Genomic DNA, 21081 nt, shown 5'->3' with positions numbered 1-21081 from the left:
GAGACTTTGCTTTTGCTGCAGTCCCAGGGCTATTGCGTGGCGTTCGCTCTGGCTCAACTGCTGGTAATTCTTCTGTGTCATCTTGGCCTCAATTCTCGGTGTTGCACTTCAGAATTGAGGCCGCCCAGTATCAGACCTCGGCCAAGGCCAGGACCACGGCATTGTCTTCCACCACCAGCGCGACCGGGCTGCCCGCGCGCAGGCCACTGCCGGGCGCCGCAAAACCCACCATCTGCAAACCACCCGACAGCTCGGCAGACACCTCATCGCCCGACTCGCCCCGCACCACGCGCGTGGCTTTTGCGGGCAGGCGGTGGATGCCGGGTGCATCGGCCACCGCAGACCCAGACGCTGATGCCAAACGACCACCCCGCTCCACGCGCACGGCCGTGGCCTTGCACAGCGCCTGCACGGCAAGCCCCGGCTGCAGGCCCAGCAGCTCCGCACTCTCGCGGGTGATGCGCGCGGCCAGTGCTGCGGGCACGCCCATTGCGGCACCATCGGCATCGCCCGCATTGCCCAACCGCAGGTGCACCGCCACGATCTGCCCCTGCACCACCAGCCGCTCCACCACACACGGCAACTGGTTGCGCATGCTGGTGCGCACCGCCAGCCGCGCCAGCGCAGGGCCCGCATGGGGCGTGGCCTGCCAGCGCGACAGCACAGCGCCCCGCGCCTGCGCCATCGCGTCGGCCGCCGCCAGCAGCTGGTGCCCCGCCTCGGTCAGCTGCGCACCGCCGCCCCCTGCCCCACCCACCGCGCGGGCCACCAGCGGCGTGCCCGCCAGATTGGTCAGCGTGTCCACCGCCTGCCACGCGGCCTTGTAGCTCACGCCCACGGCACGCGCGGCCTGCGAGATGGAGCCACAGGTGCCAATCTGGCGCAGGATGTCGATGCGTTTGTCGGCCAGTGCATGGCCCAGCGCATCCGTGAGAGAAAGAGAAACAGGCATGCGCGGATGATGCCTGAGCGCTCCCTTCACGCCGCCTTGCGGCGTAGCCCCGTGACGGGCTTTGCCAGCTTCTGCTGGCGCTCCAGCGCGCCAGTCGCTGCGGCCTTCAGCAGCCGCTGGAAGGAGGGGCATTGCGCATGGCTCTCCGCCGGGCAGGCCGCCGCATGCCGCAGGCCGTTGCTCATGGCCTTGAGGCGTTTGACCATGGCATCGAGTTCATCGGCCTTGGCCGAGAGCAGTTGTCGGTCAATGCTGGGCTCGCCGCTGGGCAAAAACATGGCGCGGATGTCGTCCAGCGAGAACCCGGCCGATTGCCCCAGTGCAATCAGCGCCAGCTGGTCCAGCACGCCCGGCGCAAAACGGCGGCGCTCGCCCGGTTTTCCCACCGAGTGGATCAACCCCTTTTCTTCGTAATACCGCAGCGTGGAGGCCCGCAGCCCGGAGCGTTTGGTGACTTCGGCAATGTCCATCAAAAAACCCCTTGACTTCAAGTTGACTTGAACTTCTATATTCCATTCAAAACCTCCTTCCGTCAACTTTTCGAGGTGCTTTGATGACACTCCCACTGCAAGAATTCCCCCTCGCGATGCTGATAGGCATCGGCGCCACCGCCGTCATGGATGCATGGCTTTTGCTGCTCAAGCACCTGGGCGTCCCCACCCTCAACTTCGCCTTCATCGGCCGCTGGGTGGGCCATCTGTTTCGGGGCCAGTTGGCCCATGCCGCCATCGCCAAGGCGGTGCCCATCCGGGGGGAATTGGCCTGGGGCTGGCTCACGCACTACGCCGTGGGCGTGGCGTTTGCCACCGCGCTGGTCGGCCTCCAGGGCGCCGACTGGGTACGCAGCCCCACCCTGCTGCCCGCGTTGGCCGTGGGCGTCTGCACCGTGGCGGCGCCGCTGCTGGTGATGCAGCCCGCCATGGGCTCGGGCTTTGCGGCATCGCGCACGCCCACGCCGCTCAAGAACTGCCTGCGCAGCTTGGCCAACCACACCGTCTTTGGCTTCGGCCTGTACCTGTCTGCGCTCGCCATCGCACTGATTTCGCGATGACGGTTCTGCGCGTTTTTCCCCTCGAAATCACCTGTTTGGAACCCATGCCATGAAAACCATCGCCATCATTTATCACAGCGCCCACGGGCACACCGCACACATCGCCCGCCACGTTCTGGAGGGCGCCCAGGGCGTTTCCGGCATCCATGCCGAGTTACGCCAAGCCGAAGACCTGGCCCACGCACCCGACAGCCTGTTGCACTACGACGGCTTCATCCTGGGCTCGCCCACCTACCTGGGCGGAGTCTCCGGTCCGTTCAAGACCTTCATGGACGCCACCGGCCGTCTGTGGAAAACGCAGCAGCTCAAGAACAAGCTCGCGGCGGGCTTCACCGTGTCGTCGCTGCCTGCGGGCGACAAGCAGTCCACACTGCTGTCGATGTGGGTGTTTGCCATGCAGCACGGCATGGTGTGGGTGGGCAACCCCATCCTGCCCGAGCAGCACACCGGGGTTCCGTATGACGAAGCAGCCAATCGGCTCGGATCCTGGTCGGGCCTGATGGCGCAGGCAGGCCATGGGGCGGCGGCAGATGCGTTTGTGCCAGGCGATACCAAGACCGCCCGCATGTTTGGGCGGCATTTCGCCGAGACCTTGCAGCGCCTGGGCGGTGTGGCGGCACACCAACCCGCTGAGGCGGTGGCTGCATGATCCCCGCCCGCTACGGCCCCGTGCTGTTCAGCTTCATCCTGTCGGGCGTGATGTCGCTGCTGGTGTCCGGCATCTCCACCTTTCGAGCCGCGCAGGTGGACCAGGGGTTTCTAGGCCTCTGGGTGGGCACGTGGCTCACGGGGTGGCTGTTCGCCTTCCCGGCGGTCATGCTGGCGGCACCGCTGGCCCGCAGGGTGGTGGCGCGGGTCGTCGCGCGAGAAGGATAGACAGAGGCAGGCAGGGAAAACTCATGACCTTGCCTATACTCTCGCTATTCCATAAACGAATAGCGCTTTTGCGCCAACCGCCATGCCCCACCTCGCCGCATCCATGATCCGCACCCTCGCCTGTGCTGGTGTTGCATGGGCCGTGCTAGGGGTGGCACATGCCGACACCGTCTCGGTCGCGGTGGCCGCCAATTTCACGGCGCCCATGCAGAAGATTGCCGCAGCTTTTGAGGCCGACACGGGCCACAAGGCCGAGCTCTCGTTCGGTGCCACCGGCAAGTTTTACGCGCAGATCACCCACGGGGCGCCGTTTCAGGTGCTGCTGTCGGCCGACGACACCACGCCTGCCCGGCTGGAGCGCGAGGGCAAGGCCGTAGCCCACTCGCGCATTACCTATGCCATCGGCACGCTGGTGCTGTGGAGCGCACAACCCGGCACCGTGGATGCCAAGGGCGATGTGCTCAAGTCGGGTGATTTCAAGCACCTGGCCATTGCCAACCCCAAGCTGGCGCCCTATGGCGCGGCGGCCCTGCAGGTGATGGAAAATCTGGGCGTGGCGACGGCCCTGCAGCCGCGCCTGGTGCAAGGCGAGAACATCGCCCAGACCTTCCAGTTTGTCTCCACCGGCAATGCGCAGCTGGGCTTTGTGGCGCTGTCGCAGGTAATGGCCGACGGCAAGATCCGCAGTGGCTCGGCTTGGCAGGTGCCGGCCAGCCTGCACGAACCCATCCGGCAAGATGCCGTGCTGCTGATGCCAGGCAAGGACAGCGCGGCAGCCAGCGCACTGCTGACCTACCTGCGCGGCAGCAAGGCGCGCGCAATCATTCAATCGTACGGCTATAGTTTCTGACCGCCTATAGCCCCATCGACGGATCGCCCATCTTCATGCCATTTTCCAGCGCTGATCTGGCAGCCATCGGCCTCACGCTGCGGCTGGCGGGCACTACCATGGTGTTGCTTCTGGTGCTGTGCACTCCGCTGGCCTGGTGGCTGGCGCACACGCCGTCGCGCTGGCGCGGCCCGGTGTCGGCCGTGGTGGCGCTGCCGCTGGTGCTGCCGCCCACGGTGATCGGCTTTTACCTGCTGGTGACGCTGGGCCCCAACGGGCCCCTGGGGCAGTTCATGCAATGGCTGGGGCTCCCCACCCTGCCCTTTACCTTCTGGGGGTTGGTGGTGGGCTCGCTCATCTATTCGCTGCCTTTTGCGGTGCAGCCCCTGCAGCACGCTTTTGAAGCCATCGGCCGGCGCCCGCTGGAGGCTGCGGCCACGCTGGGCGCAGGGCCGCTGGACCGCTTCTTCACCGTAGCGCTGCCGCTGGCGCGCCCCGGGTTCATCACCGCCGCGATCCTGAGCTTTGCGCACACGGTGGGCGAGTTTGGTGTGGTGCTCATGCTGGGCGGCAACATCCCGGGTGTCACGCGCGTGGTGTCTGTGCAGATTTACGACCACGTCGAGGCGCTGGAATACACCCAGGCGCACTGGCTGGCGGGCGGCATGGTGCTGTTTTCGTTTGTGGTGCTGCTGGGGCTGAACCTCACCCGCCGCAAAACTGTGTCGATGGTGCAGTGATGACCACCACTGCTTCTTCGGCACAGATCACCGCGCAACTGACGCTGACTCGCCCCGGGTTTACGCTGGATGTGGACCTGCAATTGCCCGGCCGAGGTGTGACCGCCCTCTTCGGCCCCTCGGGCTGCGGCAAGACCACCTGCCTGCGCGCGATTGCCGGTCTGGAGCGCGCGCAGCCTGGGCGTGTGGAGGTCAACGGCGAGGTGTGGCAGGACGATGCACAGACCATCTGGCGCGCCACACACGAGCGGGGCCTGGGCTATGTGTTCCAGGAGGCCAGTCTGTTCGACCACCTGAGCGTGCGTGGAAACATCGACTACGGCCTGAAGCGCACGCCCCCCGCACGCCGCAAGGTGGCGCTGGAGCAGGCGGTGGACTTGCTGGGCATCGCCCCCCTGATGGACCGCAAGCCCCAGACCTTGTCGGGTGGCGAACGCCAGCGCGTGGCCATCGCCCGTGCGCTGGCCACCAGCCCCCGCCTGCTCCTGATGGACGAACCCCTGGCTGCCCTGGACGCCCAGCGCAAGGCCGAAGTCCTGCCCTATCTGGAGAGGCTGCAACACACCCTCGACATCCCCATGCTGTATGTGAGCCACGCCATCGACGAGGTGGCAAGTCTGGCCGGGCACATGGTGCTGTTGCGCAAGGGCCGTGTGCTGGCACAGGGCCGCACCAACGAACTGATCGTGCGGCTGGACCTGCCCCTGGCCCATGGCGACACTGCCGCCACGGTGATCGAAGGCACGGTGCAACAGCACGACCCGCAGGACCACATCACGACCGTGGCATTCAGCGGTGGGCACCTGATGCTGGTCAGCCCCAGGGCACACGCCACGGGCGAGCCCATCCGGCTGCGGGTGCAGGCGCGTGATGTAAGCCTGGCACTCACCGCACCCTGCGACACCAGCATCCTCAATGTGCTTCCAGCCACGGTGGTGGCGCTGGGCGAAGACAGCCCCGGGCAAATGATGGTGGCCCTGGATGCAGGCACCACACGGCTGCTGGCGCGGGTCACGCAACGCTCGGCCCAGGCGCTGGCGCTGGCGCCCGGCCAACCCGTATTTGCACAGGTGAAGGGCATTGCCATCGTGAACTGATGGGCAGCGCAATCCGGGCCTCCCTCCGAAGGCCCCACAGGCGAACCCAGTGGCCACCACGGCCTCCCATCGGTCGTATGATGACCGTCAAAAAACAAGGGTGGGAACAAGGGGTGGAAATGGTTTCAATCTGGCACGACGCCACCATGGCGTTTGCAGTGGGGTTTCCGCCGCTGCTCCAAAGCCTGCTGTTCTGGATCTTCGCGTCGCTGGTGGTGCATGTGTGCCAGCGCCTGGTCGAACACACGGCGTTTTCGGTCGATCCATCGAGCCGCCGCATCAGCGCCTCGCAAGCTGCCCTGTGCATTGGCTGCATTGTCTGGGCCCTGGATGTGGTGGGTCTGTTCATGTATGCCGAGCTGGCGCACCACGTGCTGGAGCTGGTGCCCGCCCTCAGTGGCCTGCTGATCATGGCGGTGAGTGCGCGACTCACCATTCCGACACTCAGCACCAGCGCCAGCAAGGCGCGCATTGTGGTGGCCGGTGTGTGGCTGGCGGCTGGCATGCTGACGGGGCACTTTGCGATCACCTGGGGCCACGTGCAAAGTTTTTCGCAGGTCAATGTGCTGGCAATCATGGCGTCCATGGCCACGGCCGTGGCCCTTGCGGCGTGCACCGCCATCCGGCACCGCTCGGCCAAGCTCAGCATGCTCACGCCCCGCTACCGCGCACAAACCTGGGAAGACAAGGTGCTGTGCGGCGCCGCCATCCTGGTGCTGCACTGGATGCTGGTCAACACCTTTGCACTGCACCTGGGCGACCCCAGCGGTGAGTCCGACGGCATTGCGCTGCTGGTCACCGTGCTGGCCTTTGCCATTGCCGTAGCGCTAGAACAGATGAGCAACATGCGCTCGGACGCTGGCCGCCAGCAGCTCTTGCGACGCGGGCTGTCGATGATGCGGTCATCGGCCACGGCGCAAAACGCCCAGCGCGACATGCAGCTGTCGCTCATTGCGGACCATTTGCACCGGCTGCTGCACCCGGAGAACCTGGCGTTGCACTTTCAGCCCATCGTCGATTTTCAGCAGCGTGGCGTGCAGTTCGAGGCCCTGCTGCGCATGACCGACACGACCCTGGGCGCCATCAATCCTGAAACCTTCCTGCTGGTGTGCGAGTTGCAGGGCAAGACGCCCGAAGTGGACCGGATGATCCTGCGCAACGCACTCGACAGTGCCAAGGCCTGGCAAGCCCAGGGCCTGAACGACACGACCATCAGCGTGAACGTGGCCCCCATCACGCTGCTGGACGACCGCTTTGCCCCGTGGCTGCGTGAGGAACTGGCCCTGCGCGGCCTGCCGCCGCGCACCCTCAAACTCGAAATGACCGAACACGCCATCATTGCGCTGGGCACGGAGATGGTGGCCGCCATCCACACACTCAGCGCCATGGGTGTTGTGGTGTGGATGGACGACTTTGGCGCCGGCTACTCGTCGCTGGGCATGCTGGCCGACCTGCCGATTGCAGGCATCAAATGCGACCGGCTCTTTGTGCGAAAGCTGCCGCAGGACAGCCGGCGGCAGATGCTGCTGCGGCATATCAGCGCGCTGGCCGGCGAGTTCGGCCTGTCTGTGGTGGTGGAAGGCGTGGAGACCGTGGAGGAGCTGCAGACGCTGGCCGCCATTGGGCTGCACTGCATCCAGGGCTACGTGTTCAGCAAACCCATTCCAGCAGCCCACGTACCCGACTGGCACCACACCCACATGCAGCCCCAGCGCGCAGCGCTGCAGGCCTTGCTGCGCCCGGCGGGTTCCACACCGTTTTCAGCACTCCCGCCCGCCATCGCGCCAGCCCCCGGACTCTGAACCCATGGCAACACTCAAAACACTGGTCTTGGGCGGGTACGGCAACTTTGGCGCACGCATCTGCCGCGCACTGGCAGGCGACGCGGCTACGCGCCACCACATCGCCCTGCTGGTGGCAGGCCGCGATGCATCCCGCGCCCAGGCCTTGGCGAACACATTGGGCCACGGCGCTCAGGGCGTGGTCCTCGACCACCAGGCCCCGGGTCTGGCTGCCACCTTGCGCGAATGGGGCGTGGATCTGGTCATCCACACTGCGGGGCCTTTTCAGGCACAGGGTTACAGCGTGGCCCAGGCCGCTGCTGAGGCGGGCGCGCACTACATCGACCTGGCCGATGGCCGCCGTTTTGTGTGCGACTTTCCAGCTGCCCTGCAGGCCGCGTTTACCGCCGCCGGACGCACCGCCATCGCTGGCGCCAGCACCGTGCCCGCGCTGTCCTCAGCCGTCATCGACCACCTGTGCGCGGACTGGCAGTGCATTGACAGCATCGATATCTGCATCGCCCCCGCACAACGCGCCCCACGCGGACAGGCCACGCTGGCGGCCGTGCTGAGCTACTGTGGCTTGGTCATCGATGTGTGGCAAGACGGCCGCTGGCAGCCGAAACGGGGCTGGGCGCAGCCCACGCCGGTCCAGTTCCAGCGGCTGCAACCGCGCCTGGGGGCGGTCTGCGACATCCCGGATCTGGAAATTTTCCCGGCCCATTACAAAGCCCGCGACCGCGTCACCTTCCGCGCAGCGCTGGAGGTGGGCCTGGCACAGAGAGCCTTCGCCACCCTTGCAGCGCTGCGCCATTGGGGCGTGCTGCCCCATCCGGAAAAGGTGGCCTGGCTGATGCACCACGCGGGCGACGCGCTGGACTTTCTGGGCACGCCGCTGGGCGGCATGGTGGTGCGTGTGGCGGGCACCGGTGCGCAAGGCCAGCCCCGCCGCCGCGCCTGGCACATTGCAGCCGACCACGACCATGGCCCCGAGATCCCCTGCATGGCCGCCATCCTGCTGGCCCGCCAGCTCGCAGCCGGGCAACCGCTGCCCCGCGGGGCGCACACCAGCACCAGCCTGCTGCCCCTGGAGGCCTTTGCACCCGAGTTTGCGAAGTGGGGCATGGTGACCGATGTGGTGGAGGAATGAGGCCATGGCCCACCGGAAATTGACCTTCCCGATGCCAGCGCGTGCCGACATTGTTTTTGATGCCTTCCACTACCACGAGTGGCGGTGCCAGTGGGATTCGCTGGTGCGCCGTACCAGCGTGGAAAGTGGTGCGCCCTGTCCCAGTGTGGGCGCCACCACCGAGAACCTGGGTGCCGGCGCGTTGCGGGCGCTGTCCATGCGCACACAGTTCGTCAGCTATGACCGCCCCGTGCTCGCGGCTGCGGCCATGGTTGGCCGTTCGTTCCCTTTCACCCAGTGGGCAGCCTCCATGCGCCACCAGGGCCAAGGCCCCCACCAGTCCCTGCTGATCTACACCTATACCTTTCAAGTGGGCCCGGCAGCCTTTCGGGCTGTCATAGAGCCTTTGGTGGACTGGATCTTTGTCCGCAAGACGCGCCAGCGTTTCCAGCGCCTGGCGCAGTTCCTGGCGATCCGCGCTGCCGACATTGCAGACTGGCAACAGGCGCAGGGCCCAGCGCCCTGTGCCGCGCACAAGGCCAGCCCATGAACCGCGCATCTACCCAACTGCTGCGCGCCAGCCTCGTGGTCGTCTGGCTGGCCACCGCCGTGGTCAGCGTGTGGGAGCTGCACGGCCAAAGCCGCGAGCTGCTGGCGGGCCTACCCGCCGCGTGGACCGAGGGCAACACATCGTGGCTACCCACCGCCATCATCCTGGCCGGGGCAGCTACCGATGCGGTGCTGGGGCTGTGGCTGGCGCTCCGCCCCGGCCGCAAGGCGTATGGAGCGGCCCTGCTGGTGATGCTGGCCATGACACTGCTGGCTACGGCCCTCCACCCCGCATGGTGGCTACACCCCTTCGGGCCCCTCACAAAAAACTTGCCGATTGCCGCCATCCTGTGGGTGCTGCTGCAGGACACGACCACCTTACCGCCAAAGCAATGAGCCTCTACCTCACCCTCAAATGGCTGCACATCATCTCCAGCGTGCTGCTGGTGGGCACCGGGCTGGGCTCGGCGTTCTACATGTTCTTTACCAACCGCAGCGGCAATGTGCAGGCCCAAGCTGTGGTCACGCGCCTGGTGGTGCGGGCGGACTGGTGGTTCACCACGCCCACGGTGTTCATCCAGCCCGCCACAGGGCTTGCCATGGCGGCCATGGCCGGACTGCCCTGGAGCACGCCGTGGCTCGCAGTGTCCATTGCTCTGTACCTGGTGGCTGGTGCCTGCTGGCTGCCTGTGGTGTGGCTGCAGCTGCGCATGCGCGACATGGCGATAGAGGCGGCGCTGTCCGCACAAGGTGACGGCGTGCTGCCGCCCCTGTACTGGCGCTACGCTCGCTGGTGGGAGGCCCTGGGCTATCCGGCCTTTGTGGCCATGGCCGTGGTGTTCTACCTGATGGTGAACAAACCGGCCCTGAACTTCTGAACCTATCATCGCCCCATGCTGATCGAGACCCTGGACACTGCCCGCGACCTGGGGCGCCTGAAGGAAATCCTGGGCGTGATGGTGCGCCACGGGTTTGGCGACACCGTGCGCCGCCTGGGCCTGGCCGACCGGCTGGAGCGCGCGGGCCAGGCACTGAACTGGACCCACGCAGCAGACCTGGCCCGCGTAGAGCCGCCCGTGCAGGTGCGTCTGGCGCTCGAAGAGCTGGGCCCCGCGTTCGTCAAGTTTGGCCAGATCCTCGCGGGCCGGGCCGACCTGTTTGGCCCGGAGTGGATTGCAGAATTCGAGAAACTGCACAGCCAAGTGCCCGCTGTGCCCATCGATGCGCTGCGCCCGCAACTGCGCGAAGACCTGGGCGCCGAACCCGAAGCCGTTTTTGCCTGGTTTGACACGACGCCGCTGGCCGCCGCATCGATTGCGCAAGTGCACCGCGCGCGCCTGCAGGACGGCAGCGAAGTCATTGTCAAGATCCGCCGCCCCGGCATTGCCGACACCATCCAGGCCGACCTGCGCCTGCTGCAGCGCCTGGCCGCGCTGGCCGAGGCCGAGCTGCCAGCGCTCAAGCCCTACCGGCCCCAGCAACTGGTGCGCGAGTTTGCGCGCTCATTGCGCCGCGAGCTGGACCTGGCCGGCGAATGCCGCCAGGCCGAACGCATTGCCACCAACATGGCGGCGCTGCCCCACATCGTGATCCCGCGCGTGCACTGGGCCTACACGCGCGAGCGCATCAACGTGCAGGATTTCATCGACGGCACACCCGGCGGCGCGCTGGCCGCGCTGACGCCCGAGGCAGGCTTTGACCGCACCGTGCTGGCGCAGCGGGGCGCGCAGGCAGTGCTGCAGATGATCGTGAAGGACGGCGTTTTCCACGCCGACCCGCACCCGGGCAACGTGTTCTACCTGCCGGGCAACCGCATTGCCTTCATCGACTTTGGCATGGTGGGCCGCCTGTCGCAGCGCCGGCGCGACGAGCTGCTGCAGCTGCTGCTGGGCCTGGTCGAACACCAGCCTCAGGCCGTGGCCGACGTGCTGCTGGACTGGACGGGCGACGCGCAGGGCCTGAACCTGGGCCAGCTCGAAACCGAGATCGAGGCCTTTGTGGACCAGTACCACGGCGTGCCGCTGGCGCAGCTGAGCCTGGGACAGATGCTGGCGGATGTGACCGCCATCCTGCGCGAGCACCACCTGGGCCTGCCGTCCGACCTGGCGCTGCTCATCAAGGCCTTCATCTCGCTCGAAGGCATGGGCCGCAACCTGGACCCGGACTTCCATATGGCCAGCGAAGCGCTGCCGCTGCTCAAGCAGGTGGTGCGCGAGCGCTACGAGCCCAAGGTGCTGGCCGGGCGCGCGTGGAGCACCCTGCGGCGTGCACTGGCCACGGTGGAGCAGTTGCCGGACGACATCGGGCGGCTGCTGCGCAATGCGCGGCGCGGGCACCTGCAGGTGGGCATCGAGCTGGCGCACCTTAAGCGTGTGGGCGATCAGATCGACCGGTCGGCCAACCGGCTGGCCATGGCGCTGGTGATTGCGGCGCTGATCATCGGCTCGTCCATCGTGATGACCGTGAAGGGTGGGCCTACGCTGTTTGGCCTACCAGCGTTTGGCTTCCTGGGGTTCTTTGGTGCCGTGGTGTGTGGCCTGTGGCTGGTGCGGGCCATCTGGCGCAGCAGCCACCACCGCGATGACGACTGAGCGCTGCAAAAAACACGCCGCGGCTCCCCACCAGGTGGGGAGCCGCGGGTGTGCAAGCCCGCAGCACGTCAACGGACTGCAACTCGGTCAGGGTTGCCCAAACCCCATCCGCTGCAGCACGGCCTGGGCGGCCGGTTGGCGCAGCGCACTGGCAAACGCCTGCGCCGCAGCGGGCGCGTCGGCACGCACGGTCAGGCCATACGCAGCGCCCACCTGCAGCGCTGCAGGCAGCTGCACCACGCGCAGGCGCGGCACCTCGGCTTGGGCCGCTACCGCGTTGGTGCAGTAGGTCAAAAACACATCGGCCTGGCGCTGGTCCATCACCCAGGCATAGGTACCCCGGCCCGCAGGCGGCTTGGGCGAATCCGCGCCGCCCGTGAGCTTGAGGGCCTTGGCATCCAGCTGGGCATAGGCACCGGGCTGCAGCTGGTCGGCCTGGCGGAACAGCGCCCAGGCGTAGTCGCCCGACGGGTCGGCCTTGGGCGTGGAGGTGCCCACGCGCACATCGCTGCGCAGCATAGTGGCCAGCAAGGTGTCAGGGGTGGCGCTGATCTGCTCGCTGGTCAGCGCACACAGCGCATTGCGCGTGAACACTACGGGCGCCTGCCAGCCGCCCCGGGCCGCCAGGCGCTGAGGATGGTCGGTGTCTGCCGAAGCAAAGACCTGTGCGGGCTCGCCCTTTTCAATGCGCTCTCGCAGCAGGCCCGACGCGCCAAAGCTCAGCGCCATCTTCTGGCCCGTCCGGGCCGAGTGGTCGCGCGCGATCTCAGTGAAAGCCTCGCGCAGGCTGCCAGCGGCATACACCTGCACGGGAGCAGCGTCAGCCATGGGAGCCTTGGTGGGCGCCACCGCACAACCGGCCAGGGCCAAGGCCAGACCGGTGGCCACAGCGGCTACGGCCGCCTGTGAACGGGTTGCCATGGAGGCCGCTCACTGCGCTGCGTTCGGGAAGAACAGCTGCTCTCCGCCGATTTTGTAGCCCGCAATGGCCTGCTGGCCAGCGGGCGACACCACCCAGTCCACAAACTTCTGCGCGTCTTGCGACTTCACATGCGGGTGCTTGGCGGGGTTCACGACCATCACGCCGTACTGGTTGAAAAGCTTGGTGTCACCTTCGACCAACACGGCCAGGTCGGCGCGGTTCTTGAAGTTGAGCCAGGTGCCCCGGTCGGCCAGCACATAGGCGCCGCTCGATGCCGCAATGTTGAGCGCAGGGCCCATGCCGCAGCCGCATTCCTTGTAGCCGCTGCCTTTTGAGGTATTTGCGGCGTCGGCACCGGCGAGCTTCCAGTAGCGCAGCTCGGCCGCGTGGGTGCCGCTCTTGTCGCCCCGCGAGATGAAGTTGCCATTGGCGGCAGACAGCTTCTGCAGGGCCTGCACGATGTCCTTGCCTTTGGTGCCTATCGGGTCGTTCTTGGGACCGATGAGGATGAAGTCGTTGTACATCACCGGGTAGCGCTTCACGCCCCAGCCATCGGCCACAAACTTTTCTTCGGCCACCTGGTCGTGCACAAACAGCACGTCGGCATCGCCGCGGCGCGCCATATCGAGCGCCTGGCCGGTGCCCAACGCCACCACTTTCACGTCCAACCCACTGGCCTTCTTGAATTCAGGCATCAGGTGGCCGAACAGCCCGGACTGCTCCGTGGATGTGGTGGACGCCATGGTGATGCTCTGCGCAAGCACCGGGCCGGATGCTACAAATACAATAGCTGCTAGTGCTTTATGGATAAGCGCTGGGGCACAAAAATTCTTGAAATTCGTCATACCAGTTCTCCTTTGACAAACAAACGGGCGGCCTCGGGCAAGGGGCCATTGAAAAAATCGTGTACCGGCAGGTCGGCCACCAGGCGGCCGTGCTCCATATAGATCACGCGGCTGGCCAGGCGCTTGACCTGGCCCAGGTTGTGGCTGCTGAACACCATGGTCACAGGGTGCGCCGGGCCTGCCGCGCCATGGCTGGCGGCAAAGTCGGCCATCAGGGCTTCGACCTCGCGCTTGGCATGGGGGTCGAGGCTGGCGGTGGGCTCGTCCAGCAGCAGCACATCGGGCCGCAGCGCCCAGGCGCGGGCCAGGGCCACACGCTGCTGTTGGCCGCCCGACAGGGTGCGGGCGTTCTGCGCGGCGATGCCTTGCAGGCCCACACGCTGCAACGCAGTGAGCGCCTGCAGCCGCGCATCACGCCAGCGCGTGCCGCGCAGCCACAACGCCAGCGCCACGTTGTTTTGCGCACTGGTGCGCAGCATGTGGGGGCGCTGGAACAGCATGGCCTGACGCATGCCTGTGTTGCACTGGAAGCCACCGCTGGCGTCCGCCAGACCGTTGAGCACGCGCAGCAGCGTGCTTTTGCCACTGCCGTTGGCGCCCACCAGCGCCACGCGCTCACCGGGGGTGATGCGCAGCGTGACCCGGTCCAGCGCCTGCACGCGGCCATAGCGCACCGTCACCTGGCGCAGATCGACCCAGGGGCTTGCCGAAGGGCCGCTCATGCCGCCACCCCCACGGGCGTGCTGGAGGCCGATCCATCCACCCGCTCGCGCCAGCGGCGCACCAGCGCGATCAGCACGTTGAGCGCCAGCACCACGGCCAGCAGGATGATGCCCAGCGCCAGCGCCAGGGGCAGGTCGCCCTTGCTGGTCTCCAGCGCAATGGCGGTGGTCATCACGCGCGTGAAGCCGTCGATGTTGCCGCCCACGATCATCACCGCCCCCACCTCGGAGATCGCTCGGCCAAACGAGGCCAGCAGCACGGTGAGCAGCGCATAGCGCTCGTCCCAGGCCAGCAGCAGGGCGCGCAGCAGCGGGCCAGCGCCCATCGACCGCAGCTGCTCGCCATGCGCACGTTCGGCATCTTCCACCGCCTGCCGCGTCAGCGCCGTGACCACCGGCAGCACCAGAATGGCCTGCGCCAGCACCATGGCCTTGAAGCTGAACAGCCAGCCCAGCGAGCCCAGGGGCCCGCTGCGTGACAGCACCAGGTACACCACCAGTCCCACCACCACGGACGGCACCGCCAGCAAGGTGTTGAGTACCGCCAGCACGGCACCGCGCCCGGCAAAGCGGGCGACGCCGAGCCAGGCGCCCAGCACCAGGCCCACGCCACAGGCGATCAGGCAGGCGGTGGCGCTGACCGACAAGGAGCGGCCCACGATGGTCCACAGGACGGGGTCGGAGGAGAGGGTGAGTTGCAGCGCTGTGCTCGCGCTTTCCGAGAGTGTGGACATGGGTTCGGCTATCGTAGGCACCTCACCAATATCCAGCGATATGAACGTCCGTGCATAGGGTCCAACTTCACTACACGCTCAGCCGCGATGCAGGCAATGCGCTAATCCGCAACCCACTGCCCGAACTGCTGCAAGCCGTGGCCGAGCAGGGCTCCATCTCGGGCGCGGCGCGCGCGCTGGACCTGTCGTACCGCCATGTCTGGGGCGCCCTCAAGCGTTGGGAAGAGCAGCTCGGCGGCGAGCTGATCATCTGGGGCAAGGGGCAGTCGGCGCAGCTCAGCGAGTTCGGCACCAAGCTGCTGTGGGCCGAGCGCCAGGCCCAGGCGCGGCTGGCACCACAGATCGCCGCACTGCATGCCGACCTGGAGCGCGCCTTTGCCGTGGCCTTTGACCCCAATGCCCACGTGCTCACCCTGTACGCCAGCCACGACGACGCGCTGGTGGCGCTGCGCACCCACGCCGCCGCACAGGCCGATGCGGGCGCGCTGCACCTCGATATCCGCTTCACGGGCAGCGTGGATGCGATCCGTGCACTGAACGAGGGGCGCTGCACGCTGGCGGGTTTTCACACCGTGGAGCACCCTGCCGCCGATTCATTGACCGCACGCACTTACAAGCCGCTGCTGCAGCCCGGGCTGCACAAGATCATTGGCTTTGCCCAGCGCACCCAGGGCCTCATCGTGGCACCGGGCAACCCGCTCGGGCTGGGCAGCCTAGCCGACGTGGCCCACACCGGTGCCCGATTTCTCAACCGGCCGCTGGGTACCGGCACCCGCGTGCTGCTCGACGACCTGCTGGCCCAGGCTGGCGTGGAAGCCCAGGCCATTCGTGGCTACGCGCTGAACGAGCCCTCGCACACCGCCATTGCCCAGGCTGTGGCCGCGGGCGCGGCCGATGTGGGCATGGGTATTGAAGTGGCAGCCCGGGCGCGTGGGCTGGATTTTGTGCCGCTGGTGCACGAGCGCTACCACCTGGCCTGCCTGAAAGCCAGCCTGGACCAGCCCGCCACGCTGGCCCTGCGCAACTTGCTGCAAACCCCCGAATGGCTGGCCCAGATGGCCACCTTGCCGGGCTACAGCCCCTGGCAGTGCGGCGAGGTGCAGGCCATGAACACGGTGCTGCCGTGGTGGCAGTTCACCCGCAAAAAGCGCACTTCCGAGCCTAGGAAGAAACCCTAATTGCTACTTTTTTTATAGCTACAGAATGAGTACCGGCTGCGGGATAACACCGTCACGCTGCCGTCAGCCTGGGCCTACAGTGCTCCGTAGAATCGCGCCGTTGTAAAAGTTTGTCGAATCGTTGCGCTTACCGGCGCGTGGGTCGGCATATCGCACGCAAAGCCTTTTTATTGGAGACACCATGCAGGCTCTACTGAAGTTATCAAGGGGGATCGACTGGCTTAACACCCAGGTCGGTAAATATGTGGTCTGGCTCATCCTGGCCTCCACAGTCATCAGCGGTGTGAACGCCGTGGTCCGCAAAGCGTTCAACATCAGCTCCAACGGTTTTCTGGAAATCCAGTGGTACCTGTTTGCCGCGTCGTTCCTGCTGGCCGCCGGCTACACGCTGCTCCAGGGCGAACACGTCAAGGTGGACGTGATCTCCAGCCGCTTTTCCAAGCGCACCCAGATCTGGATCGACGTGTTCGGCTACATCGTCTTCCTCACGCCCATGTGCCTGGCCGTGCTCTGGTATGGCATTCCCTTCTTCACCCGCGCCCTCGCGTCGGGCGAGATGTCGAACAACGCTGGCGGGCTGATCCGCTGGCCTGTGTACCTGATGATGCCGCTGGGTTTTGCCCTGCTGTGGTTGCAAGGCATCTCCGAACTCATCAAGCGCCTGGGTTTCCTCCAGGGCCTGATCGAAGACCCCACGGTCAAGAAGATTGAAAAAACGGCTGAAGAAGAACTGGCCGAATCCATCCGCAACCTGGCCGAAGCCGCCAAGGGCAACGGCAAGAACAAGAGCGAGGCCGCCTGAGCGGAGCACACACCATGGAATTTCTCGCCCATAACCTCGCCCCCATCATGTTCGCGGGGCTCATCTGCTTTTTGCTGGTGGGCTTCCCGGTCGCCTTCAGCCTGGGCGCCTGCGGACTGTTCTTCGCCTTCATCGGCATTGAATTGAACGTGCTGCCCGAAGCCCTGCTGCAAGCCGTGCCGCTGCGCATCTTCGGCATCATGCAGAACGATACCTTGCTGGCCATTCCATTCTTCACGCTCATGGGGCTCATATTGGAGCGAAGCGGGATGGCGGAGGACCTGCTCGACACCATCGGACAGCTGTTCGGCCCCATCCGTGGTGGCCTCGCACTGGCCGTGATCTTCGTGGGTGCGCTGCTGGCGGCCACCACGGGCGTGGTGGCCGCATCGGTGATCTCGATGGGCTTGATCTCGCTGCCCATCATGCTGCGCTATGGCTATGACCGGCGACTGGCTGCTGGGGTGATTGCCGCCTCCGGTACGCTGGCGCAGATCATTCCGCCCTCGCTGGTGCTCATCATCATTGCCGACCAGATGGGTCGCAGCGTGGGCGACATGTACAAGGGCGCCTTCGTGCCTGGCCTGATGCTCACCGGCTTCTATGCGCTCTACGTGATTTTGCTGGCCATCTTCAAGCCCCAGTGGGTGCCCGCCATCCCGCCCGAAGCGCGCACGCTGCGCGACGACAACGGCAAGAGCGGCGTGACCTCGCTGCTGGTCCTCACCGGCATCTGCGTGGCAGCGTCCATCTATGTGGCCAAGAACATGCCTGCCCTGCACACCTGGTGGTCCGGTGAAGCCGTGGACCGCGTGGCGCTGGACGAAACCATCGTGGTGTCCATGTGTTTTGGCGTGGCACTGGCCTTCGTGGCGGCCAGCATCAACAAGATCACCCGGATGGGCCTGCTCTCGCGGGCAGCAGAACGCGTGACCTTCGTGCTGATCCCTCCGCTGCTGCTGATCTTCCTGGTGCTGGGCACCATCTTCCTGGGCGTTGCAACCCCCACCGAAGGCGGCGCCATGGGCGCACTGGGCGCCGGCATCATGGCCATCCTCCGCGGCCGCCTTACGGTGTCGCTGCTGCGCCAGGCTGTCACCACCACCACCAAGCTGTCGTGTTTTGTGGTGTTCATCCTGATCGGTGCCACGATATTCGGCCTGACTTTCCAGGGCGTGGACGGCCCGCTGTGGGTAGAGCATCTGATGACCGGCCTGCCCGGCGGCCAACTGGGCTTCCTGATCGTCGTGAACGTCATGGTGTTTTTCCTGGCGTTCTTCCTGGACTTCTTTGAACTGTCCTTCATCGTCGTGCCTCTGCTGGCCCCGGTGGCCGACAAGCTGGGCATTGACTTGATCTGGTTTGGCGTGCTGCTGGCCGTGAACATGCAGACCTCGTTCATGCACCCGCCGTTCGGCTTTGCGCTGTTCTACCTGCGCAGCGTGGCCCCGGCGAAGGAGTACATGGACAAAGTCACCAAGAAGATGATTGCCCCGGTCACCACACCGCAGATCTACTGGGGTGCCATCCCGTTCCTGTTCATCCAGCTGCTGATGGTGGGCCTGATCATTGTCTTCCCGGGCATCGTCTCCAGCGGCCTGGACAAGGCCGAGGTCTACGACCTCGACAAGGTCCGCATGGAAATGGAATCGACCATGCCCGACGCTGCACCCGAAGCTGCCGATCCAACCGCCGGCATGGCTGGCGCCTCGGACCCAGCTTCTGCACCTGCGGCAGACGATCCCCTGAAGGCACTGCAAGACTCCATGTCCAACGACAAGAAGTGAGCACATTCCTTGTGAGACGACAATGATTCAGTCGGACCTGGGCCCCGCGCCCTGGTTCTCAAGCCTCCGCAGATGGGAAACCTCTGCGGAGGTTTTTTTTATTTCACCATGACTCCAGCACCGAATTCCGCTGGACTACGCCCAAGCCCGATACAGCAGGTTTATCAATAACTTAGGCGCGTTCATCATATGCCGGTGCTTTCTGAAACCCGACCCGGCTTGTGACCTCATGGCTCCCATGTGGCCCCTGCAAACGGGTCCTTCGAGGAGTCATCATGGCAAAAATCAAACTCACCAAGTCCGCTGTCGATGCGGCGCAACCCCAGGCGCAGCCCGTCGAACTGCGCGATACCCTGGCGCCCGGCTTCCTGTGCAAGATTACACCAGCGGGCCGCAAGGTGTTCATGCTCCAGTACCGCACGAACGCTGGTGAGCGCCGCAAGCCCGCCTTGGGCCTGTATGGGGAACTGACCGTCGAACAGGCACGTTCTCTCGCCCAGGAGTGGCTGGCCGAGGTGCGCCGGGGCGGTGACCCCAGCGCCGCCAAGGCTGCGGCTCGCACCGCCCCCACGGTCAAGGAACTGTGCGAGAAGTTCATGGAGGATCACTCCAAGCAGCGCAACAAGCCCAGCACGCAAGACGGCTACCAGAGCGTCATCGACCGCAACATCATCCCGTTGCTGGGTCGCATGAAGGTGCAGGACGTGAAACGCCCGGACGTAGCCGGGGCGATGAAGAAGATGGCGCACAAGCATGCGGACGCGAACCGCACGTTCAGCGTCCTGCGCAAGATGTTCAACCTGGCCGAGGTGTGGGGCCACCGGCCGGATGGCACCAACCCGTGCCGCCATGTCCCGATGTACCCCAACGGGAAGTCCACGCACCTCATCAGCGACGAAGAAATGGGCTTGCTGTTCCGGCACCTTGAGCGTGTTGAGACCGAGGGACTGGAGAACTACGTCATCCCCTTGGCGATCCGTCTGCAGTTCGAGTTTGCAGGCCGCCGCTCCGAGATCGTCTCGCTTCAATGGGGTTGGGTGGATCTGGAGAACCGCCGCGTGGTCTGGCCAGACAGCAAGACCGGCGGTATGTCCAAGCCTTTGAGCGAGGAAGCCTATCGACTGCTTGCGACGGCGCCGCGCCGGGAAGACTGCCCCTACGTGCTGCCGTCTCCGCGCCATCCGGAGAAGCACCTGACCACGGGTGAGTATTACGGCGGCTGGAGCCGTGCGCTCAAGGCTGCAGGTGCCGCGCATGTGGGCACGCACGGCATCCGGCACCGTTCGGCGACGGACATTGCCAACTCGGGCATCCCGGTGAAAGTGGGCATGGCGCTGACCGCGCACAAGACCGTGGCGATGTTCATGCGCTACGTCCATACCGAGGACAAGCCGGTGCGCGATGCGGCCGAATTGGTGGCGATGCGGCGCAAGACGATCACCGGAGCACAACGCCCTGCGGAGGCGGTGGCATGAGTGGGCTCCAACACATGGTTTCCGCTGCTGGAATTGTCGCGACAACGTCGCGACAATTTGAAGGCGTCCTCCTTGTCCGAATTGCGGGACTGGAAAAGTATGCCCGTTTCGGGTATACTTCAAAGGAGCGCCAGACATGAAGATACTCAAGCGCAAGGACTTCGCATGGTGGCAGGCGGGCGAGAAGCTGCCCGATGCCGTTTTGTGCAAGGCAGTTCACGAGATGGAGGCTGGCCTGATTGATGCCGATCTGGGCGGTTTCCTCTACAAGAAGCGGGTGGCGCGTCCTGGCAGTGGCAAGAGTGGCGGCTATCGAACGCTGCTGTCGGCGCGCATTGGTAGCCGTTATGTCTTCCTGCATGGGTTTCCCAAGAGCGACAAGGCGAACATCGCGCAGGACGAGAGGAAGGCGTTGCAGTTCGCTGGCAAGGTGTTCTTGGAGCTGACGGCAGAAGACTTGGTGAAGGCGCTGGAGTTCGGCGTTCTATTGGAGGTGTGTTGTGACGAGCAAACTCATTGAATCCCTGCGCGGCGACTTGGCCGCGCTGCACGATGCTGGCGCGATCGGCAAGGTGACGATGCGCGAGTTCGATGCCATTTGCCCGCCGCCTGTACGAGAATTCACTGCCACCGACATCAAGCGGCTGCGCGAGAATTTGAAGTTCAGCCAGCCGGTATTCGCGCTGCACCTGCACACCACGGCATCCACTGTGCGCAAGTGGGAACAAGGCGACACCCACCCCGCAGGACCGGCCCTCAAACTGCTCAATGTCATCGCGAGCAAGGGGCTGCAGGCAATCCTTTGATCGAAACAAAAGGTCTGCACTTCCCGCAGACATCTTCATCAAATGAAGTTACGATATTTAACGGTTGTAAGAATATCTATGGAGGTAGCTGTCGCATCCCGTACGATCATATGGTCGCTTGTGAAACAGGTGCGGGTGGGTCTGGTACCACTCTTTCATCGCCTGCATCGGCGTACTGCTCTTGAGCGCTGACTGCGGTAACTGGTGGTTGTACA

At 65.4% G+C, this 21081-nt stretch carries 24 protein-coding genes and 1 pseudogene; 18 read left to right on the top strand and 7 right to left on the bottom strand.

The window, feature by feature from the left end; translation table 11 throughout:
- Nucleotides 1-130: 130 nt before the first annotated feature.
- Together NFX52_RS22845 and NFX52_RS22840 are read right to left on the bottom strand one after the other, a co-directional pair.
- Nucleotides 131-952 carry a TOBE domain-containing protein gene (locus tag NFX52_RS22845; RefSeq protein WP_055399901.1) on the bottom strand — a complete coding sequence of 274 codons (822 nt, stop codon included), beginning with the start codon at nucleotides 950-952 and terminating at the stop codon, nucleotides 131-133.
- Between the two features lie 26 nt (nucleotides 953-978).
- A complete protein-coding gene (locus tag NFX52_RS22840; protein ID WP_055399903.1) occupies nucleotides 979-1422 on the bottom strand; it encodes a helix-turn-helix domain-containing protein in 444 nt (147 codons plus the stop codon).
- A 116-nt stretch (nucleotides 1423-1538) separates the two neighbouring features.
- Here NFX52_RS22840 and NFX52_RS22835 point away from each other — a divergent pair, with 116 nt between their 5' ends.
- The 12 genes from NFX52_RS22835 to NFX52_RS22780 all read left to right on the top strand — a co-directional run bounded on the left by NFX52_RS22835 (nucleotide 1539) and on the right by NFX52_RS22780 (nucleotide 11595).
- Nucleotides 1539-2003, top strand: a complete 465-nt coding sequence (locus tag NFX52_RS22835; protein ID WP_082437521.1) for a DUF2938 domain-containing protein — start codon at nucleotides 1539-1541, stop codon at nucleotides 2001-2003.
- Nucleotides 2004-2052: 49 nt separating this feature from the next.
- Complete coding sequence (locus tag NFX52_RS22830; RefSeq protein WP_055399907.1) at nucleotides 2053-2652, top strand: flavodoxin family protein; 600 nt, start codon at nucleotides 2053-2055, stop codon at nucleotides 2650-2652.
- A complete protein-coding gene (locus tag NFX52_RS22825) occupies nucleotides 2649-2879 on the top strand; it encodes a DUF2798 domain-containing protein (protein ID WP_055399909.1) in 231 nt (76 codons plus the stop codon). Before NFX52_RS22830 ends, NFX52_RS22825 begins: the two co-directional genes overlap by 4 nt.
- Nucleotides 2880-2982: 103 nt before the next feature.
- Nucleotides 2983-3729, top strand: a complete 747-nt coding sequence (modA, locus tag NFX52_RS22820) for a molybdate ABC transporter substrate-binding protein (RefSeq protein ID WP_238385672.1) — start codon at nucleotides 2983-2985, stop codon at nucleotides 3727-3729.
- 35 nt (nucleotides 3730-3764) lie between these two features.
- The gene (gene modB, locus NFX52_RS22815; RefSeq protein WP_055399913.1) at nucleotides 3765-4448 is read left to right on the top strand and encodes a molybdate ABC transporter permease subunit; all 684 of its coding nucleotides are present in this window, start codon (nucleotides 3765-3767) and stop codon (nucleotides 4446-4448) included.
- A complete protein-coding gene (modC, locus tag NFX52_RS22810; RefSeq protein WP_055399915.1) occupies nucleotides 4448-5545 on the top strand; it encodes a molybdenum ABC transporter ATP-binding protein in 1098 nt (365 codons plus the stop codon). The genes modB and modC overlap by 1 nt, the downstream gene beginning before the upstream one ends.
- Before the next feature lie 119 nt (nucleotides 5546-5664).
- Nucleotides 5665-7347, top strand: a complete 1683-nt coding sequence (locus NFX52_RS22805) for an EAL domain-containing protein (RefSeq protein WP_055399955.1) — start codon at nucleotides 5665-5667, stop codon at nucleotides 7345-7347.
- Between the two features lie 4 nt (nucleotides 7348-7351).
- On the top strand, nucleotides 7352-8476 hold the full coding sequence (locus NFX52_RS22800; protein ID WP_055399917.1) for a saccharopine dehydrogenase family protein: 1125 nt from the start codon (nucleotides 7352-7354) through the stop codon (nucleotides 8474-8476).
- A gap of 4 nt (nucleotides 8477-8480) precedes the next feature.
- Nucleotides 8481-9005 carry an SRPBCC family protein gene (locus NFX52_RS22795; protein WP_055399919.1) on the top strand — a complete coding sequence of 175 codons (525 nt, stop codon included), beginning with the start codon at nucleotides 8481-8483 and terminating at the stop codon, nucleotides 9003-9005.
- The gene (locus NFX52_RS22790) at nucleotides 9002-9400 is read left to right on the top strand and encodes a DoxX-like family protein (RefSeq protein WP_055399921.1); all 399 of its coding nucleotides are present in this window, start codon (nucleotides 9002-9004) and stop codon (nucleotides 9398-9400) included. The genes NFX52_RS22795 and NFX52_RS22790 overlap by 4 nt, the downstream gene beginning before the upstream one ends.
- Nucleotides 9397-9882, top strand: coding sequence for a DUF2269 family protein (locus tag NFX52_RS22785; protein ID WP_055399922.1), 486 nt, complete (start codon nucleotides 9397-9399; stop codon nucleotides 9880-9882). Before NFX52_RS22790 ends, NFX52_RS22785 begins: the two co-directional genes overlap by 4 nt.
- Before the next feature lie 15 nt (nucleotides 9883-9897).
- Complete coding sequence (locus NFX52_RS22780; RefSeq protein WP_055399923.1) at nucleotides 9898-11595, top strand: ABC1 kinase family protein; 1698 nt, start codon at nucleotides 9898-9900, stop codon at nucleotides 11593-11595.
- A gap of 87 nt (nucleotides 11596-11682) precedes the next feature.
- On the opposite strand, the gene NFX52_RS22775 is transcribed toward NFX52_RS22780, so the two are convergent.
- Genes NFX52_RS22775 through NFX52_RS22760 form a run of 4 tightly spaced genes read right to left on the bottom strand, consistent with a single transcriptional unit; the run spans nucleotide 11683 to nucleotide 14818 of the window.
- Nucleotides 11683-12516, bottom strand: coding sequence for a molybdate ABC transporter substrate-binding protein (locus tag NFX52_RS22775; RefSeq protein WP_055399925.1), 834 nt, complete (start codon nucleotides 12514-12516; stop codon nucleotides 11683-11685).
- A gap of 9 nt (nucleotides 12517-12525) precedes the next feature.
- Nucleotides 12526-13362, bottom strand: a complete 837-nt coding sequence (locus NFX52_RS22770) for an ABC transporter substrate-binding protein (RefSeq protein ID WP_055399928.1) — start codon at nucleotides 13360-13362, stop codon at nucleotides 12526-12528.
- The gene (locus NFX52_RS22765) at nucleotides 13359-14084 is read right to left on the bottom strand and encodes an ABC transporter ATP-binding protein (RefSeq protein WP_252635830.1); all 726 of its coding nucleotides are present in this window, start codon (nucleotides 14082-14084) and stop codon (nucleotides 13359-13361) included. Before NFX52_RS22765 ends, NFX52_RS22770 begins: the two co-directional genes overlap by 4 nt.
- Complete coding sequence (locus tag NFX52_RS22760; RefSeq protein WP_055399932.1) at nucleotides 14081-14818, bottom strand: ABC transporter permease; 738 nt, start codon at nucleotides 14816-14818, stop codon at nucleotides 14081-14083. Before NFX52_RS22760 ends, NFX52_RS22765 begins: the two co-directional genes overlap by 4 nt.
- 50 nt (nucleotides 14819-14868) lie before the next feature.
- Here NFX52_RS22760 and NFX52_RS22755 point away from each other — a divergent pair, with 50 nt between their 5' ends.
- The 6 genes from NFX52_RS22755 to NFX52_RS22730 all read left to right on the top strand — a co-directional run bounded on the left by NFX52_RS22755 (nucleotide 14869) and on the right by NFX52_RS22730 (nucleotide 20866).
- On the top strand, nucleotides 14869-15996 hold the full coding sequence (locus NFX52_RS22755) for a substrate-binding domain-containing protein (RefSeq protein WP_055399934.1): 1128 nt from the start codon (nucleotides 14869-14871) through the stop codon (nucleotides 15994-15996).
- A gap of 181 nt (nucleotides 15997-16177) precedes the next feature.
- A complete protein-coding gene (locus tag NFX52_RS22750; RefSeq protein ID WP_055399937.1) occupies nucleotides 16178-16798 on the top strand; it encodes a TRAP transporter small permease subunit in 621 nt (206 codons plus the stop codon).
- A 14-nt stretch (nucleotides 16799-16812) separates the two neighbouring features.
- Nucleotides 16813-18585: a TRAP transporter large permease gene (locus tag NFX52_RS22745; RefSeq protein ID WP_055399939.1), complete on the top strand. Its 1773-nt coding sequence runs from the start codon at nucleotides 16813-16815 to the stop codon at nucleotides 18583-18585.
- Nucleotides 18586-18860: 275 nt separating this feature from the next.
- Nucleotides 18861-20060 (top strand): tyrosine-type recombinase/integrase, encoded by a 1200-nt coding sequence (locus NFX52_RS22740; RefSeq protein WP_055399941.1) that lies wholly within the window; start codon nucleotides 18861-18863, stop codon nucleotides 20058-20060.
- A 136-nt stretch (nucleotides 20061-20196) separates the two neighbouring features.
- Entirely contained in the window at nucleotides 20197-20580 is a 384-nt protein-coding gene (locus NFX52_RS22735; RefSeq protein WP_055399943.1) for a type II toxin-antitoxin system RelE/ParE family toxin, read from the top strand.
- Nucleotides 20561-20866 carry a helix-turn-helix domain-containing protein gene (locus NFX52_RS22730; protein WP_055399945.1) on the top strand — a complete coding sequence of 102 codons (306 nt, stop codon included), beginning with the start codon at nucleotides 20561-20563 and terminating at the stop codon, nucleotides 20864-20866. The genes NFX52_RS22735 and NFX52_RS22730 overlap by 20 nt, the downstream gene beginning before the upstream one ends.
- Before the next feature lie 57 nt (nucleotides 20867-20923).
- Here the strand turns inward: NFX52_RS22730 and NFX52_RS22725 are convergent.
- A pseudogene (locus NFX52_RS22725) lies at nucleotides 20924-21081 on the bottom strand (IS481 family transposase); the annotation flags it as partial.

This window comes from Acidovorax facilis (assembly GCF_023913775.1).
Classification (GTDB): Bacteria; Pseudomonadota; Gammaproteobacteria; order Burkholderiales; family Burkholderiaceae_C; genus Acidovorax; species Acidovorax facilis.
The sequence above is the reverse complement of the archived record's forward strand: the minus strand, read 5'-3'. Positions and strand labels throughout refer to the sequence as shown.